Here is a 16,437-nt window from a genome sequence, read left to right on the forward strand (position 1 = left end):
ATCCGGTGCGTCCGGTGGTTGCTCAGCCGCCATGTCGTGCGCGCCCGGGCAGCGCGCCGATATAGCGCGCGCCAGGCCGGATCAGCCTGTCGCTCGCCAGTTGCTCCATGCCGTGCGCTATCCAGCCGGCGGTGCGGGCGATGGCGAAGAGGGCTATCTCCGATCCTGTCGGCAGGCCGAGCGTGCGCACCATCACGGCGAGCGCATAGTCGATGTTGGGGAACAGGCCGGTCGCCTCGGCGATCAGCCGCGGCGCTTCGGTGGTCAGCCTTGGGTCCGTGCCCGACCGCGCGAGCGCGGCCAGAAGGTCGTCGGCGCGGGGATCGCTGGTCCGGTAGACCTTGTGGCCGAAGCCCGGCATGGCCTCGCCGAGCGCGACACGGGATCGGATCGTCTCGTCGAGGTCGGCTTCCGCAAGGCTGTCCACCAGCCGCGCAGCCAGCAGCCCTGCGCCGCCATGCTTCGGCCCTTTCAGCGCGACCAGCCCGGCAATGGTGGCGTCGTAGAGGTTGAGGCCGGTCGAGGCGGCGCAGCGTAGCGTGTAGGTGGAAGGGTTCAGTTCGTGATCGGCAAGCAGGACCAGCGCCCGCCGTATCAGCGCCGCCGCGTCGGTGCGCGGGCTCGCCCACCTTCGGGCGATCTGCGCGTGGATCGGGTCTGCCGAAGGCGCGGTCCCGAGAATTGCTGCGGAGACGAGGCGGACGATGCGTGCCCCGATCCGCGCACGCCCTTCGGCGGAGCGGTTGTAGGCCTGCGGATCGGCCTCCGCCGCGAGCGCCAGCACGGCCACGGCGCGCGGCAGCGGCGGCGATGCCGCCGACGCCGAGAGGATCGCCCCCATTGTCTCGCTCATCACCGGCAGGTTGTCGGCGCCGAACGGATCGATGCCGCTGACATCCCACAGAAGCGTCGCCGCCTGCTCCAGCGTGGCCTCGGCGGCCAGCCCGATGGCATCGACGCCGCGATAGACCGGTCCCGCCTCGGTGATGGTGCTCACGGCGGTCTCGATGACGGGCTGCTCGACATCCGCGCCGCGTGCGCTGCTTTCGCTGCGGCGGCCTTTCAGGGCGCGCACATCCTCGGCGCGGTAGCGCCGTTCGCGGGATGCCTCGATCGGCTCCGAACGGATCAGCCCCCGGCTGACATAGGCATAGAGCGTGGCGGGCGACACCGAGAGTTCGCCGGCCGCCTGCCGGGCGGTGAGATAAAGGGGTTCACGCGGATTTTTCATATTGATCAAGCTAATCAAGATTGATCAATATGTGAAGTGTCGCGATCTTCCTCCGAAAGAACACGGAGAAAGACGATGACTCACCACCCCAAATCCCTGATCGGCCTGGACGGCGTCGCCGCCGCCGAGACGCGCCTTTCGGCCATCGACGGCGAGCGCGGCGTGCTGGTGATCGCTGGCGAACGGGTGGAGCGACTGGCCGTCGGCGCTGGCTTCGAGGCCGTGGCGGCGCGTCTATGGTCGCTGGCGGATGGTGTCGAGCGCGATCCGGAGCATGTGCGCGCCGCACTTGCGGCGGCGCGGCTGGTGGCCTTCGACATGCTGTCCTCGCTGCTCGCCGCGACTGCGGGAATGCCGGTGGTGCCCGCCTTCCGTGCAGCCATTGCCGGCCTCGGGCCGCGTGGCGGGCTGGAGCCGGAGGCCGTCATCGTCGGCGCCATGCCGGTGATCGCCGCCGCCATTGTCCGCGCCGCGCGCGGCGAAGCGCCGGTGCGGCCGGACCCCGACCTTTCGCACGCCGCCGATACGCTGCGCATGCTTCGCGGCACGCTGCCTTCGGATGCCGAGGCGAGGGCGCTGGACACCTATCTCGTCACCGTCTCGGACCACGGCATGAACGCCTCGACCTTCGCGTCGCGCGTCGTCGCCTCGACGGGCGCGGACCTCTTCATGGCGGTCACCGCGGGCTATTGCGCGCTGACCGGTCCGCTGCATGGCGGCGCGCCTGGGCCGGTTCTGGAAATGCTCGACGCCATCGGCAGCCGCGACCGCATCGCGCCGTGGATCGATGCCGCGCTCACGCGCGGCGAGCGCCTCATGGGCTTCGGGCATCGCGTCTACCGCGTGCGCGATCCGCGCGCCGACGTGCTGAAGGCGGCCGTCATGAGCCTCGGCAGGAGCGAAGCCGAACTCGGCCTCGCCGCCGAGGTGGAGGCCTATGCGCGGCAGGCGTTGGCGCGGGCGAAGCCGGATCGCGCGCTCGACACCAATGTCGAGTTCTACACGGCGATCCTTCTTGACGCGCTCGGTATCCCGCGACAGGCCTTCACGCCCGTCTTTGCGGCGGCGCGTGCGGCCGGCTGGACCGCGCATGCGATGGAGCAGCAGCGCAACGGCCGCCTGCTTCGGCCAGCGGCGGCTTATGTCGGAACGATGCCTGCCGATTGAAGACTGCGATCCGGGCGGCCTGCGGAAAATCCGGGGAAGGTTGCGGCGGTCAGGCGCAGTACAACCGGCCAACTTGCGGATGCGGCGTCTTTTGGCTATGGAGGCGCCGCATTCGGCGCTGTGGTTTCCGCGGCGCTTTCCCGACAATCTCCAAGGCTTGACGCCCAGGACTGCAGACAGGGCATTCCGTTCCCATGGCGCGCATCGTGATGAAGTTCGGCGGAACGTCCGTCGCCGATCTTGACCGCATCCACAATGTGGCGCGTCACGTCAAACGCGAGGTCGAAGCGGGCCATGAGGTCGCGGTCGTCGTCTCGGCCATGGCCGGCAAGACCAACGAGCTGGTCGGCTGGGTGCAGAACATGCCGAAGGTCGCCGGCTCCAATGCGCCGTTCTACGACGCGCGCGAATACGACGCCGTGGTCGCCTCGGGCGAGCAGGTGACGGCCGGCCTGCTGGCCATCGCGCTCCAGTCCATGGGCATCAACGCCCGCTCCTGGCAGGGCTGGCAGATTCCGATCAGGACCGACAACGCCCATGGTGCGGCGCGCATCGCCGAGATCGACGGCTCCTTCCTGATAAAGCGTTTTGGCGAAGGGCAGGTGGCGGTCGTCGCCGGCTTTCAGGGCATCGCGCCGGACAACCGCATCGCCACCCTCGGTCGCGGCGGTTCCGACACCAGCGCGGTCGCTATCGCCGCCGCTGTCAAGGCCGACCGCTGCGACATCTATACCGACGTCGACGGCGTCTACACCACCGACCCCCGTATCGAGCCGAAGGCCCGCCGCCTCGACAAGATCACCTTCGAGGAAATGCTCGAAATGGCCTCGCTCGGCGCCAAGGTGCTGCAGGTCCGCTCCGTCGAACTCGCCATGGTGCACAAGGTGCGCACCTTCGTCCGCTCGTCCTTCGACGATCCGGACGCGCCCGGCATGGGCGATCTCATCAATCCGCCTGGAACGCTCATTTGCGACGAGGATGAAATCGTGGAACAGCAAGTCGTGACCGGCATAGCCTACGCCAAGGACGAGGCGCAGATCTCGCTCCGCCGCGTGGCCGACCGCCCCGGCGTCGCCGCCGGTATTTTCGGCCCGCTGGCCGAGGCCAACATCAACGTCGACATGATCGTCCAGAACATTTCCGAGGACGGCAAGTCGACCGACATGACCTTCACCGTGCCGTCGGGCGACGTCGGCAAGGCGCTGGCCGTGCTCGACGAGCTGAAGAAGACGGTCGGTTTCGACGTCGTCCAGCATGACGAGGGCATGTCCAAGGTTTCGGTGATCGGCATCGGCATGCGCAGCCATGCCGGCGTCGCCGCCACCGCCTTCCGGGCGCTGGCGGAGAAGTCGATCAACATCCGCGCCATCACCACGTCGGAGATCAAGATATCGATCCTGATCGACGGCCCTTACACCGAGCTCGCTGTTCGGACTTTGCATTCGGTCTACGGGCTGGATAAGCATTAGCCGGACGAGATCTCGTCGGGATTCGCCGGTGGCCGCGTGCCTGCCGGCTTCAGGCCTTGGAGAGCCGGAATGCGTGACCTGGGCGGCGGCCCGCGCGTATTGCTGAAAAGGCTCCGCGAATTGATGGCGGAGCCGCTCGAGCCGCAGGCGCGGCTCGACCGCATCGTGCGTGAGATCGCCTCCAACATGGTGGCGGAGGTCTGCTCGCTCTACGTGCTGCGCGCCGACTCCGTGCTGGAACTCTACGCCACCGAGGGCCTCAACCCCGGCTCGGTGCACCACGCGCAGCTGCGTCTGGGGCAGGGCCTCGTCGGCACCATCGCGGCCAGCGCCCGTCCGCTCAACCTGTCGGACGCGCAGCAGCACCCGGCCTTTGCATACCTGCCGGAAACGGGCGAGGAGATCTACAATTCCTTCCTTGGCGTGCCGGTTCTGCGCGCCGGGCGCACGCTGGGCGTTCTCGTCGTGCAGAACCGCACCAAGCGCGTCTACCGCGAGGACGAGCTGGAGGCGCTGGAAACCACCGCCATGGTGATCGCCGAGATGATCGCCACCGGCGATCTGGCGCGGCTCACCCGTCCGGGCCTCGAACTGGACCTGACGAAACCGGTCAGCCTCAACGGCCTGTCCTTCAACGAGGGCATCGGTCTCGGCCATGTCGTGCTGCACGAGCCGCGCATCGTCGTCACCAACCTGTTCAACGAGGACAGCGAGGAGGAGATACGCCGCCTTGAAGCGTCGCTGAGCTCGCTGCGGCTATCGATCGACGACATGCTGTCGCGCCGTGACGTAGCATTCGAGGGCGAGCATCGCGCCGTGCTCGAAGCCTACCGCATGTTCGCCAACGACCGCGGCTGGGTGCGCCGGCTGGAGGAGGCGATCCGCAACGGCCTCACCGCGGAAGCGGCCGTCGAGAAGGTGCAGAGCGACATGCGCGCCCGCATGATGCACATGACGGACCCCTATCTGCGCGAGCGCATGAGCGATTTCGACGATCTCGCCAACCGGCTGCTGCGGCAGCTGATGGGCCGCGCGCCTGACGATGTCGCCGCTGCTCTGCCCAAGGATGCGATCATCGTCGCCCGTTCCATGGGCGCGGCCGAACTGCTCGACTATCCGCGCGAGAAGCTGCGCGGCCTCGTGCTGGAGGATGGCGCGGTGACGAGCCACGTCGTCATCGTCGCCCGCGCCATGGGCATTCCCGTCGCCGGCCAGATGAAGGGCGCGGTCTCCATGGCGGAGAACGGCGACGCCATAATCGTCGATGGCGAGGAAGGCATCGTCCATCTGCGCCCGCAGCCGGACGTCGAGGCGGCTTTCGCCGAAAAAGTTCGCTTCCGCGCCCGCCGGCAGGAGATCTACCGGGGGCTGCGGTCGCAACCGGCCATGTCGAAGGACGGCGTCAAGGTCGACCTGCTGATGAATGCCGGTCTTGCCGTCGACCTGCCGCAGCTTGCCGATTCCGGCGCGGAAGGGATCGGCCTGTTCCGCACGGAACTGCAGTTCATGGTCGCCGCCACCTTTCCGCGCGCCGAGCAGCAGGAGCGGCTCTATCGTGACGTGCTGGATGCGGCGCGCGGCAAGCCGGTCACGTTCCGCACCATCGACATCGGCGGCGACAAGGTGCTGCCCTACTTCAAGAACGCCGCGCATGAGGAGAATCCCGCTCTCGGCTGGCGGGCGATCCGGCTGACGCTCGACCGTCCGGGTCTGCTGCGCACGCAGCTGCGGGCCTTGCTGCGCGCCGCCGGCGGCCGCGAGCTGCGGCTCATGCTGCCGATGGTGACCGAACTCGGCGAGATCGCGCAGGCGCGCGAGATCATCGACAAGGAGGTGCGGCATCTGTCGCGCTTCGGCCACGACCTGCCGACCATCCTGAAGGTCGGCGCCATGCTGGAAGTGCCGTCGCTGCTGTTCCAGCTCGACGAATTGATGCAGGCGGTGGATTTCGTCTCGGTCGGCTCGAACGACCTCTTCCAGTTCGTCATGGCGACGGACCGTGGCAACACCCAGCTTTCCGATCGCTTCGATCCGCTTTCGGTCCCGTTCCTGCGCGTGCTGCGGACCATCACCGCCGCCGGCGAACGGAACGATACGTCGGTGACGCTTTGCGGCGAGCTTGCCGGCAAGCCGATCTCGGCGCTGGCGCTGATCGGCGTCGGCTTCCGCTCCATTTCCATGTCGCCGGCCTCGATCGGCCCGGTGAAGGCGATGCTCATCGAGACGCCCGTCAACGAATTGAAGACCTTCATCGACGACAATCTTGAGGGTCCCAGTGCGCAATTGCCGATGCGCGCTTTGCTGCATGGCTTCGCGCAGGAGCGCGGCATACCGCTGTAGCGTCAGCGGCGCGGAATACGTCGACTCCGCTTTTCGCGGATCGCCTTTACGAAGCTTTCCAGCACGCGTCGATGAAAAGCCCCACTGAATGCTCCGATACGGAGCGTTCGAGCAGATCGTGATTGTATTCGTCGATCACGACCCAAAGCGGCATGTCGTCGAGCCCGGCCCGCCGCCGCTCGATCTGCGGGACTTCGATAGCGATACGATCTTGCGGCGGCGAGGAGGTGATCGGTAATATGAGGAGGTTGGTGCTTCCTCCCTGGCCAGGCATCACCGTGACGAAAGCGGCAGGCCGGCTCTTTCGCCCCTCGGTCTCAAGGCCTTCATGTTGCCATTGCCACAAATAGGGATAGTCCCAGATGTCGCCCGAGCGCGGCTTAGCCACGCTCGGCTTCCCCATCAAACTCTTTCAGAGCCTTCTCGAACATTGCGAGATGATCGTCGGGTGTATCCTCGATCCGGTAGCTTCGCCGGGGATCCTCGGGAAAGCGCTCTTCATAGGTTTCGAGGCTCATAAGGACAAAGCGGGACTTGCCGTGCTTTGTGATTGCGACCGGCTCGCGGCTTGCCACCGCAAGGACATCGCCGAGGTGCTGTTTCAGTTCGCTTGACGGGTAACGGCGCATGAGAGTCTCCTGTTCGGTCTATAATGGATAAAATAGACAAATTGTGCAATATCCAATATTTGTCCGATAGCGCTTCGGCACCCCGCGTTGAGCTTTGGCGCGATCTCCGATATGCCGCATCGCTTCAGACAGCAGGCAGAGCATGATCAACCTTCCCCGTGACCGCATGGACCAGGTCGTCAAGCGCTTCGACATGCTCGAGGCGCAGATGGCGGCCGGCGTCGAGCCCGATGCCTATGTGAAGATGGCGTCGGAATATGCCGATCTTCAGGAGATTGTCGGCAAGGTGCGGGGATTACGCGCTGCCGAGACCGAGGCGGTCGACCTGCGCGCCATGTTGGACGACAAGGCGACCGACGCCGAGATGCGCGAACTGGCAGAGGCGGATCTGCCCGCCGTCGAGGAGCGCATCGAGGCGTTGCAGCGCGACATCCAGATCCTGCTCCTGCCGAAGGATGCCGCCGATGAAAGGAGCGCGATCCTCGAAATCCGCGCCGGCACCGGCGGCGACGAGGCCTCGCTCTTCGCGGGCGATCTGTTCCGCATGTATGAGCGCTACGCCGCGTCGCAGGGCTGGCGCGTCGAGATCGTTTCGGCGAGCGAAGGCGAGGTCGGCGGCTACAAGGAGATCATTGCAAGTGTCGCCGGCAAGGGAGTCTTCGCGAAGCTGAAATTCGAATCCGGCGTGCATCGCGTCCAGCGTGTGCCGGCGACGGAGGCGCAGGGCCGCATCCACACCTCCGCCGCTACGGTCGCGGTCCTGCCGGAAGCCGAAGAGGTCGATATCGAGATTCGCCCCGAAGACATCCGCATCGACACCATGCGGGCGTCGGGCGCGGGTGGCCAGCACGTCAACACGACCGACTCCGCCGTGCGCATCACCCATATCCCGACCGGCATCATCGTCGTGCAGGCGGAAAAATCGCAGCACCAGAACCGCGCCCGCGCCATGCAGATACTGCGCGCCCGCCTGTTTGATCAGGAGCGCTCTCGCCTTGCCGACGAGCGCTCCGAATCCCGCAAGCTGCAGGTCGGCTCGGGTGACCGGTCCGAGCGCATCCGCACCTACAATTTCCCGCAGGGACGGCTGACCGATCACCGCATCAACCTGACTCTCTACAAGCTCGACCGCGTGATGGAAGGCGAGCTTGAAGAGGTGATCGACGCGCTGATCGCCGATCATCAGTCGAAGCTGCTGGCGGACGTCGAGGGCAACGGCTAGCTCATGGCGTGTAACGCTGTTTCGCGCCCCCTCCGTCCTGCCGGGCCATGACCCCCCTTTCTTCGACTCTTTCCGAACTTTATCGCCATGCCCGCACCCTGCTCGGCGACGCCGGCGTCGAGACGCCGGAGTTCGATGCCCGGCTATTGCTGGAGGACATCGCCGGCATGGCTTATAGCGATCTGATCGCCAGGCCGGATATGCATGTTGAGCCGGCAAAGGCCGCCGCCTTCGAGGCAGCGCTTGAACGCCGCCTCGCGGGCGAACCGGTCCACAGGATCCTTGGCCACCGTGATTTCTGGGGCATGCGGCTCAGGCTTTCGGCGGAAACGCTGGAGCCGCGACCCGACACCGAGACGCTGGTCGAGGCAGCGCTTCCTCTGCTGCGCGATCGGCAGGCGGGGGGCGTGGCGCCGCGCATCCTCGATCTCGGCACCGGCACCGGCGCCATCGCGCTGGCCCTGCTGCGGGAGCTTCCCGCCGCGACCGCTGTCGGAGTGGACGTATCCGCCGACGCGCTGGCGACGGCGCGCGCCAATGCCGTCGACCACGGACTCGCGCAGCGCTTCGAAGCGCGCCGTTCCGACTGGTTCTCGGCCGTGACCGAAAAATTTCATGCAATCGTCGCAAACCCTCCCTATATACCTTCCGAAGCGGTCCAGGCGTTGTCGCGCGAAGTTCGCGAACATGACCCCAGGAGGGCGTTGGACGGCGGAGCGGATGGCCTTGATGCCTACCGCGTCATTGCGACACAGTCGGCAAATCACCTTGAACGTGATGGGGTCGTTGCGGTCGAGATAGGGTATGATCAGTTCGATGGCGTGAGCCGCCTGTTTTCAGGCGCCGGCTTCGCGCTGAAGAAGACCGGGATGGACCTCTCGGGACGCGTCAGGGTGCTTGTCTTCTCGAAGGCTTAACCTGTCTTTTCCAAGGGGTTAAGCCCGGAAAACCGCGATAAACCGCTTGGCAATGGACGCGAATGTCGCTAGGGTCCTTGCAACCGGATGAAACGAAGCAGGCAGCGAACCTGGCGATTCGGTCCCCTTAGGAACAGCGGCGACGGTTCGATAAGGCGACGCTCGGGCTTTGTTCGGGGTGTCCGGAAACAGATTTGAAACCGGAATTGGACGACGTCGCGCAAGGCGCGGCTGATAGCGGGCGAGACCGCCCAATGCGCAGACGGACCTGAAGCCGTTTCGCGGCAACACTTTCAACCTGAAGAGAATCGGATGAGGCCACAACAGCAAAACCGGCGCATGCGCGGCCGCAGCAATAATAACAACAATAACAACAACAATCGCCGCGGACCGAATCCACTCACCCGCACCTACGAGAGCAACGGTCCGGACGTGAAGATACGCGGTTCCGCGCAGCAGATCGCCGAGAAATACGCGACGCTGGCGCGCGACGCGCAGAGTTCCGGCGATCGCGTCATGGCGGAAAACTATCTTCAGCACGCCGAGCACTACAACCGCATCATCGCGGCGGCGCAGGCGCAGATGCCCATCCAGAACGTGCAGCCGCCGCGCAGCGATCTCGATGACGAGATAGACGAGGACGGCGACGATTTCGCTCCCTCCTACCAGAGCAACGGCAATGGCGGTCAGCCTCATGCGCACAGCGGCCAGCCGCAGCCGCAGGCCGAGGATGGCTTGGGTCCGCAGCCGGTAATCGAGGGTACGCCCGCCGAGGTGGCGTTGAACCCGGAGGCAGCGGGCGAGGAGAATGAGGCCGAGCGCCAGCCGCAAGTCAACGGCAATACCCCGCATCAGGCGAATGCCGAGGCCGAGGAAGGCGGTTTTCGCCGTCCCCGCCGCCCTCGTCGCGGCCGCGGCCGTCAGAACCAGAGCGGCGATGCCGCGGCCGAACAGGCAGGCGCCGACGGCGATCAGCCGGGCGTGGCCGAGTCCGCGTCGCCCGCATCCGACGCGCCGGCTTTCGAGCCGGTCGAGAGCTGAGCCGCGCGCACCGGCAATCTGAATGTGCCGACGGCGGGGATTTCCCCGCCGTTTCTTTTTGCATGAAGCGGCTTGCGGCGTCTTGAGAGACAGCCGCCCTTTTCCCATATCACTCCAGAATTGACCTGGCTCAACGAGCAGGTCCGTCAACTTTGGCCAATGTGGTGCCGCAAAGCGGGCCGATTGGGGAACGGAGACAGATATGAACCTTGAGAAATACTCTGAGCGCGTGCGCGGCTTCATCCAGTCCGCCCAGCAATATGCGCTCAACCGCAACAACCAGCAGTTCACGCCCGAGCATATCCTGAAGGCGCTGATCGACGACGAGGAAGGTTTCGCCGCCTCGCTGATCGAGCGCGCCGGCGGCGATGCCAAGGCGGTCGAACTCGGCGTCGACGCGGCGTTGAACGCCCTGCCGAAGGTCGAGGGCGGCAACGGCCAGCTCTATCTCGCCCAGCCGCTGGCGAAAGTGTTTTCCACTGCCGAGGATCTCGCCAAGAAGGCCGGCGATTCCTTCGTCACCGTCGAGCGGCTTTTGCAGGCGCTGGCCATGGAGAAGTCGGCCAAGACGGCGGATATCCTCGCCAAGGCGGGCGTGACGCCGCAGGCGCTGAATGCCGCGATCAACGACATCCGCAAGGGCCGCACGGCCGACTCGGCTTCCGCCGAGCAGGGCTATGACGCGCTGAAGAAATACGCCCGCGACCTCACCGCCGAGGCCCGCGCCGGCAAGCTCGATCCGGTCATCGGCCGCGACGACGAGATTCGCCGCACCATCCAGGTCCTGTCGCGCCGCACCAAGAACAACCCGGTGCTGATCGGCGAGCCTGGCGTCGGCAAGACGGCGATCGTGGAAGGTCTGGCGCTGCGCATCGTCAATGGCGACGTCCCGGAATCGTTGAAGGACAAGCAGTTGATGGCGCTCGACATGGGCGCGCTGATCGCCGGCGCGAAATATCGCGGCGAGTTCGAGGAGCGGCTGAAGGCCGTGCTCAACGAGGTCACCGCGGCCGCCGGCGGCATCATTCTCTTCATCGACGAGATGCACACGCTGGTCGGCGCCGGCAAGGCGGATGGCGCGATGGACGCGTCGAACCTGCTGAAGCCCGCGCTCGCCCGCGGCGAACTGCATTGCGTCGGCGCAACCACGCTGGACGAATACCGCAAGCATGTTGAGAAGGACCCGGCGCTCGCCCGCCGCTTCCAGCCCGTCTTCGTCGACGAGCCGGCGGTGGAGGACACCATCTCAATCCTGCGCGGCATCAAGGAGAAGTACGAGCAGCATCACAAGGTGCGCATCTCGGATTCCGCCCTGGTCGCAGCCGCGACCCTGTCTAACCGCTACATCACGGATCGCTTCCTGCCCGACAAGGCCATCGACCTTGTCGACGAGTCGGCGTCGCGCCTGCGCATGCAGGTCGATTCCAAGCCCGAGGCGCTGGACGAGGTCGACCGCCGCATCATGCAGCTGAAGATCGAGGCCGAGGCGCTCAAGAAGGAAAAGGACGACGCGTCGAAAGATCGGCTCGGCCGTCTGGAAAAGGAACTCGCCGGGCTCGAGGAGGAATCCTCGGCGCTCACCGCGAAATGGCAGGCGGAAAAGCAGAAGCTCGGTCTTGCGGCGGATCTGAAGAAGCAGCTCGACGAGGCGCGCAACGAACTGGCCATTTCCCAGCGCCAGGGCGATTTTGCCAAGGCGGGCGAGCTTGCCTATGGCCGCATTCCGGAGCTTGAGAAGCAGCTCAAGGAAGCCGAGGCGCAGGACGGCAAGGGCGGCATGGTCGAGGAGACCGTGACGCCGGACCACATCGCGCATGTCGTTTCCCGCTGGACCGGCATTCCGGTCGACAAGATGCTGGAAGGCGAGCGCGATAAGCTCTTGCGCATGGAAGACGAGATCGGCAAGCGCGTCGTCGGCCAGGGCGAGGCGGTGCAGGCGGTGTCCAAGGCCGTTCGCCGCGCCCGCGCCGGCCTGCAGGACCCGAACCGGCCGATCGGCTCGTTCATGTTCCTCGGCCCAACCGGCGTCGGCAAGACCGAGCTGACCAAGGCGCTCGCCGCCTTCCTGTTCGACGACGACAACGCCATGGTGCGCATCGACATGTCGGAGTTCATGGAGAAGCACTCCGTGGCCCGCTTGGTCGGCGCGCCTCCCGGCTATGTCGGCTATGAGGAGGGCGGCACGCTCACCGAGGCCGTCCGCCGCCGGCCCTATCAGGTCGTGCTGTTCGACGAGATCGAGAAGGCGCATCCGGATGTCTTCAATGTGCTCCTGCAGGTGCTGGACGACGGCCGTCTGACGGACGGGCAGGGCCGCACGGTCGACTTCCGCAACACGCTGATCATCATGACGTCGAACCTCGGCGCCGAATATCTGGTCAACCTCAGGGAGGATCAGGATGTCGATGCCGTGCGCGACGAGGTGATGGGTGTGGTGCGTTCGCACTTCCGGCCGGAGTTCCTGAACCGCGTCGACGAGGTGATCCTGTTCCATCGCCTGCGCCGTCAGGACATGGACAAGATCGTCTCGATCCAGCTCGGCCGGCTCGAGAAGCTGCTGGCGGATCGCAAGATCACGCTGGATCTGGACGACGAGGCGATCGACTGGCTGGCGGGCAAGGGCTACGACCCCGCCTATGGCGCGCGTCCGCTGAAGCGCGTGCTGCAGAAGGAGCTGCAGGACCCACTGGCCGAGCGCATCCTCGTCGGCGACATCAAGGACGGCACCCGCGTGAAGATCACCGCCGGCTCCGACCGGCTGAACTTCCGCGCCACACCGGGCGTTGTCGAGACGGACGAGGAAGCCGAAGCGGCCTGAGCCGCACGATGACGGGCATCTGACAAGAGCGCTCCCGCCGCAAGGCGGGAGCGCTTTTTCTTTGCTGCTCCGCCGCAGTGGCAATTGCTATTGGCGGAAGGCTCACGAGACTATATGGTTGCATCGTACAACCATATTGGACATCGCCGTGTCTGAAGACTTTCCCGCCCTTGAGCACATCCGTGCAGCTTCACGCCGGCTCGTTCGTGAACTCGGCTTCATGGGCGGCGATTTCGCCGGCACGGAGCTGTCCCCGTCGGCCGTCCATGCCCTGATCGAGATCGAGGCGCGTCCGGGCATCACCGCGCGTGATCTCGGTAGCCTTCTGCGTCTGGAAAAGTCGAGCGTCAGCCGGATGCTTCGCAAGCTCGTGCTTTCGGGAGACGTTCGTGAAGAGGCGGATGATGGCGATAGCCGCGTCAAGCGGCTGGTCCTGCGCGAAGCCGGCGCACGGCGCGTCGCCGCCATCCATGGCTTCGCGCGCGCTCAGGTGGCGGGCGCGCTTGGACGGTTGGCTCCGGGACAGGATAGGACGGTTCTGGAAGGGCTCCGCCTCTATGCGGATGCGCTTTCGTCTGATGTCGAGAAAGGCCCGGCTTTTCAGCGGATCGAGATCGCGAGTGGATACCGGCCGGGCATCATTGCGCGGGTAACGCAGATGCACGCGCTCTACTATGCGCGGACATCGGGTTTCGGCCAGCGTTTCGAATCGGTCGTCGCCAGCGGGCTGGCCGGCTTCTGCGACAGGCTCGACAATCCGCGAAATGGAATCTGGGTCGCGGTCCGTAATGGCGAGATCGTCGGCTCCGTTGCGATCGACGGCGAGGATCTGGGCGGCGACATCGTGCATCTGCGCTGGTTCATTGTCGATGACGGCGTGCGCGGCGGTGGCGTCGGCGGCAGGCTGTTGTCCGCCGCGCTTGCCTTCGCCGACCGGCAGGCTTTTGCCGAGACGCATCTCTGGACCTTCAGCGGCCTGTCGGCGGCGCGGCACCTCTACGAAACCCACGGCTTTATCTGCGTTGAGGAACGTTCCGGCCGCGAGTGGGGAAGCGAGGTTCTGGAGCAGCGCTTTGCAAGGCCGCGGGGTGGCTGATTCAGGTGAACCCCAACATCGCAATGCGCCGTTTTGGCGGACCCCGCCTGTCGGGTTAAGCTGCGACGGCAGAGCTGGAGAACGCCTCGGCCATGACCCTCGAAGACTACAACGCCTTCTGCGCCTCCTTGCCGGCGACGCATCATGTCGTCCAGTGGGGCGGCGCGCATGTCTGGAAGGTCGGCCACAAGGTTTTCGCCATCGGCGGATGGGACGACGGGGAGGGGTTGGCGGTCACCTTCAAAGTCTCGGACATCGCCTACGACATATTGAGGGAGCAGCCCGGCCTGAGGCCTGCGCCCTATCTCGCCTCGCGCGGCATGAAATGGATTCAGCGCCGGACGGCCGAATCGATGGATGACGGGGGCTTGCGAGACTATCTGCGCGAAAGTCACCGGCTGGTGGCGGCAAAACTGACGCGCAGGCTGCGCGATGCGCTGGGCCTCAACGGATCGTGACGGCATGGGATTGATTTCGTGCCGAAATCCGCGTGCGTTTCAGCCATCTTCATGCCGCGTTCATGTTGGAACGAATAGGCTTGGTTTGACATTCTCCGGCCATGGGGCTTGGCCGCAGCGATGACGCCGACTCGGACGGAAGCGGCTGACGTGGAGACATATTTGATGTTCCGCAGGGAAATTCTGCTTTCGGCGATCGCGGCGGCGACGGCTCTGTCGGCCACGACGGCGATGGCGGCCGTGTCCGTCGCAGACGATCGGGCGGCAGCGCCGCGTGTTGCCCAGGGCGTCCAGTTCGCGCAGATGGGCGAGATCGACGTCTACTACGACCGCTATGGACGGCAGGTGCTGGTCGACCGGGCCACCGGCGAGGTTGTCGCTGTCGAACCGCGCCGGTTGACGCGGCAGGAGTGGCGCCGGGAGCAGCGCCAGCGCGAGCTCGACAGGCAGGACGAGTTCCTTGGCGAGGATCCGGGCTACGAGGACGGTGTCGTGCTGGAGCGGCCGCGCCTCCTGCGCGAGCGGCAGGGCCGCTATGAAGAGCGCATCGCGCCCTACGAGGAGTATCCGGACGAATCGTTCGGCGAGTTTCCGGAAGCTCCGCGCGACGAGGCAGCGCGGCCCGGCGATGAGCCGCGCTCCGCGCGCCAGCAGCCGATCGAGCGCAAGCCGCTTGACGACGCCGGTACCGCACCTAGGAAAAGCACGGAAACGGCAAAGGCTGAGCCGGGCGACGGCGAGCCCACTGGTTCCACGGAGCCTATCATCGAGGCCCCGCGCACCGGCATTGTCGAGCAGACGCCGAGTTTCGCGTCGCGGCCGGAAGTGGCGGCGTTGCAGGTGCTGCTCGACCGCAAGGGCGCATCGCCGGGCGTGATCGACGGCCGTTTCGGCTCGAATGTCGACAAGGCCCTGGCGGCCTATCGCGAACTGACCGGCGACAATCTGAAGTCCACCGATGCGGAAGGCATCAGGAAGCGGCTTGCCGAATCGGGCGGCGACGCCTTCGCCGATTACCAGATCACCGCCGAGGATGCCGCGGGACCGTACATCGCCTCCGTGCCGGAGGATTACAGCGAAAAGGCGAAGCTCGAACGCATGAGCTTCACCTCGGTCACCGAGATGCTTGCCGAGCGCTTCCACATGGATGAGGCCTATCTGAAGGCGCTCAATCCGGAAGCGAACTTCAACCGCCCTGGCACCATCATCAAGGTCGCGAATTTCGGCCAGCTCGTCTCCGCACCTGTTGCGCGGATCATCGCGGACAAGGGCCGCAAGCAGGTGCGCGCCTACGATGCGGCCGGCAAGCTGGTCGCCGCCTATCCGGCGACCATCGGCTCTTCCGATACGCCATCGCCGACGGGCATCCACGCGGTGAGCCGCGTCGCGCTCGACCCGAACTACACCTACAATCCGAAGCTCAACTTCAAGCAGGGCGAGAACGACAAGGTGCTGACGATCCCGCCGGGACCGAACGGGCCGGTCGGCTCGGTCTGGATCGCGCTCGACAAGCCGACCTACGGCATTCACGGCACGCCGGAACCGTCGAAGATCGGCAAGACCGAGAGCCACGGCTGCGTGCGGCTGACCAACTGGGACGCGCGTGAACTCGCCCGGATCGTGAAGGCGGGTGTGCCGGTCGAGTTCGTGGAGTAGACTTCGCGGCGAAGGCGCCGGCTCCGGCCGGCTCAGTTGGTGACCTTGGCGCTCGCGACCTTCAGCGAATCGCCGTTCTCTTCCGCGAGCAGCGCGTCGATGCGGTCGCGTTCAAGCATGAAGGCTTCCAGCTCCGCGTCCTTCAGCACCCTGCCGGTAGGCAGGCGCACGCGCATCGCATCGACCTTGTTGCCGTTGACGATCATCTCGTAGTGCAGATGCGCGCCGGTCGACAGGCCGGTCGAGCCGACATAGCCGATCACCTGACCCTGCCGGACGCGCGCGCCGGGCTGTATGCCCTTGGCGAAGGCGCTCTGATGGTTGTACGAGGTTTCGTATCCGTTAGCGTGGCGGATGATCGTCTGCTTGCCGTAACCGCTCGCCCACCCGGCC

At 65.8% G+C, this 16,437-nt stretch carries 13 protein-coding genes and 1 pseudogene (1 of these 14 cut by a window edge); 10 read left to right on the plus strand and 4 right to left on the minus strand.

The genetic code is table 11. The annotated features are described in order from the left end of the window. Window positions 1-22: 22 nt before the first annotated feature. Window positions 23-1,231: a citrate synthase family protein gene (locus M9955_12320; protein ID MCO5082430.1), complete on the minus strand. Its 1,209-nt coding sequence runs from the start codon at window positions 1,229-1,231 to the stop codon at window positions 23-25. A gap of 75 nt (window positions 1,232-1,306) precedes the next feature. Here M9955_12320 and M9955_12325 point away from each other — a divergent pair, with 75 nt between their 5' ends. The 3 genes from M9955_12325 (at window position 1,307) to ptsP (ending at window position 6,207) form a co-directional block, all read left to right on the plus strand. Then, window positions 1,307-2,398, plus strand: coding sequence for a citrate synthase (locus tag M9955_12325; protein MCO5082431.1), 1,092 nt, complete (start codon window positions 1,307-1,309; stop codon window positions 2,396-2,398). A 194-nt stretch (window positions 2,399-2,592) separates the two neighbouring features. After that, window positions 2,593-3,867: an aspartate kinase gene (locus tag M9955_12330; GenBank protein MCO5082432.1), complete on the plus strand. Its 1,275-nt coding sequence runs from the start codon at window positions 2,593-2,595 to the stop codon at window positions 3,865-3,867. 69 nt (window positions 3,868-3,936) lie between these two features. Then, complete coding sequence (gene ptsP, locus M9955_12335) at window positions 3,937-6,207, plus strand: phosphoenolpyruvate--protein phosphotransferase (GenBank protein ID MCO5082433.1); 2,271 nt, start codon at window positions 3,937-3,939, stop codon at window positions 6,205-6,207. 46 nt (window positions 6,208-6,253) lie between these two features. Here the strand turns inward: ptsP and M9955_12340 are convergent, their stop codons facing one another. Next, window positions 6,254-6,595: a hypothetical protein gene (locus M9955_12340; protein ID MCO5082434.1), complete on the minus strand. Its 342-nt coding sequence runs from the start codon at window positions 6,593-6,595 to the stop codon at window positions 6,254-6,256. Continuing rightward, complete coding sequence (locus tag M9955_12345) at window positions 6,588-6,836, minus strand: type II toxin-antitoxin system Phd/YefM family antitoxin (GenBank protein MCO5082435.1); 249 nt, start codon at window positions 6,834-6,836, stop codon at window positions 6,588-6,590. Before M9955_12345 ends, M9955_12340 begins: the two co-directional genes overlap by 8 nt. Before the next feature lie 142 nt (window positions 6,837-6,978). Between M9955_12345 and prfA the strand changes: the two genes are divergently transcribed. The 7 genes and pseudogenes from prfA (at window position 6,979) to M9955_12380 (ending at window position 16,044) form a co-directional block, all read left to right on the plus strand. Continuing rightward, complete coding sequence (prfA, locus tag M9955_12350; protein ID MCO5082436.1) at window positions 6,979-8,058, plus strand: peptide chain release factor 1; 1,080 nt, start codon at window positions 6,979-6,981, stop codon at window positions 8,056-8,058. 47 nt (window positions 8,059-8,105) lie between these two features. Further along, the gene (gene prmC / locus M9955_12355) at window positions 8,106-8,975 is read left to right on the plus strand and encodes a peptide chain release factor N(5)-glutamine methyltransferase (protein MCO5082437.1); all 870 of its coding nucleotides are present in this window, start codon (window positions 8,106-8,108) and stop codon (window positions 8,973-8,975) included. A 312-nt stretch (window positions 8,976-9,287) separates the two neighbouring features. Beyond that, a pseudogene (locus tag M9955_12360) lies at window positions 9,288-9,911 on the plus strand (DUF4167 domain-containing protein). Window positions 9,912-10,218: 307 nt separating this feature from the next. Next, the gene (gene clpB / locus M9955_12365; protein MCO5082438.1) at window positions 10,219-12,834 is read left to right on the plus strand and encodes an ATP-dependent chaperone ClpB; all 2,616 of its coding nucleotides are present in this window, start codon (window positions 10,219-10,221) and stop codon (window positions 12,832-12,834) included. Between the two features lie 148 nt (window positions 12,835-12,982). Further along, window positions 12,983-13,930 carry a helix-turn-helix domain-containing GNAT family N-acetyltransferase gene (locus M9955_12370; protein ID MCO5082439.1) on the plus strand — a complete coding sequence of 316 codons (948 nt, stop codon included), beginning with the start codon at window positions 12,983-12,985 and terminating at the stop codon, window positions 13,928-13,930. Between the two features lie 92 nt (window positions 13,931-14,022). Beyond that, window positions 14,023-14,388, plus strand: coding sequence for an MmcQ/YjbR family DNA-binding protein (locus M9955_12375; protein MCO5082440.1), 366 nt, complete (start codon window positions 14,023-14,025; stop codon window positions 14,386-14,388). Window positions 14,389-14,553: 165 nt separating this feature from the next. Next, the gene (locus M9955_12380) at window positions 14,554-16,044 is read left to right on the plus strand and encodes a L,D-transpeptidase (protein MCO5082441.1); all 1,491 of its coding nucleotides are present in this window, start codon (window positions 14,554-14,556) and stop codon (window positions 16,042-16,044) included. 32 nt (window positions 16,045-16,076) lie between these two features. Here the strand turns inward: M9955_12380 and M9955_12385 are convergent, their stop codons facing one another. Further along, window positions 16,077-16,437, minus strand: partial view of a M23 family metallopeptidase gene (locus M9955_12385; protein ID MCO5082442.1) — the 3' portion only. Its footprint extends 1,595 nt past the window's final position; 361 of the gene's 1,956 nt are visible here — the last part of the coding sequence; its start codon lies beyond the right edge, outside the window; the stop codon is at window positions 16,077-16,079.

The organism is Rhizobiaceae bacterium, from assembly GCA_023953845.1.
Taxonomy (GTDB): domain Bacteria; phylum Pseudomonadota; class Alphaproteobacteria; order Rhizobiales; family Rhizobiaceae; genus Arvimicrobium.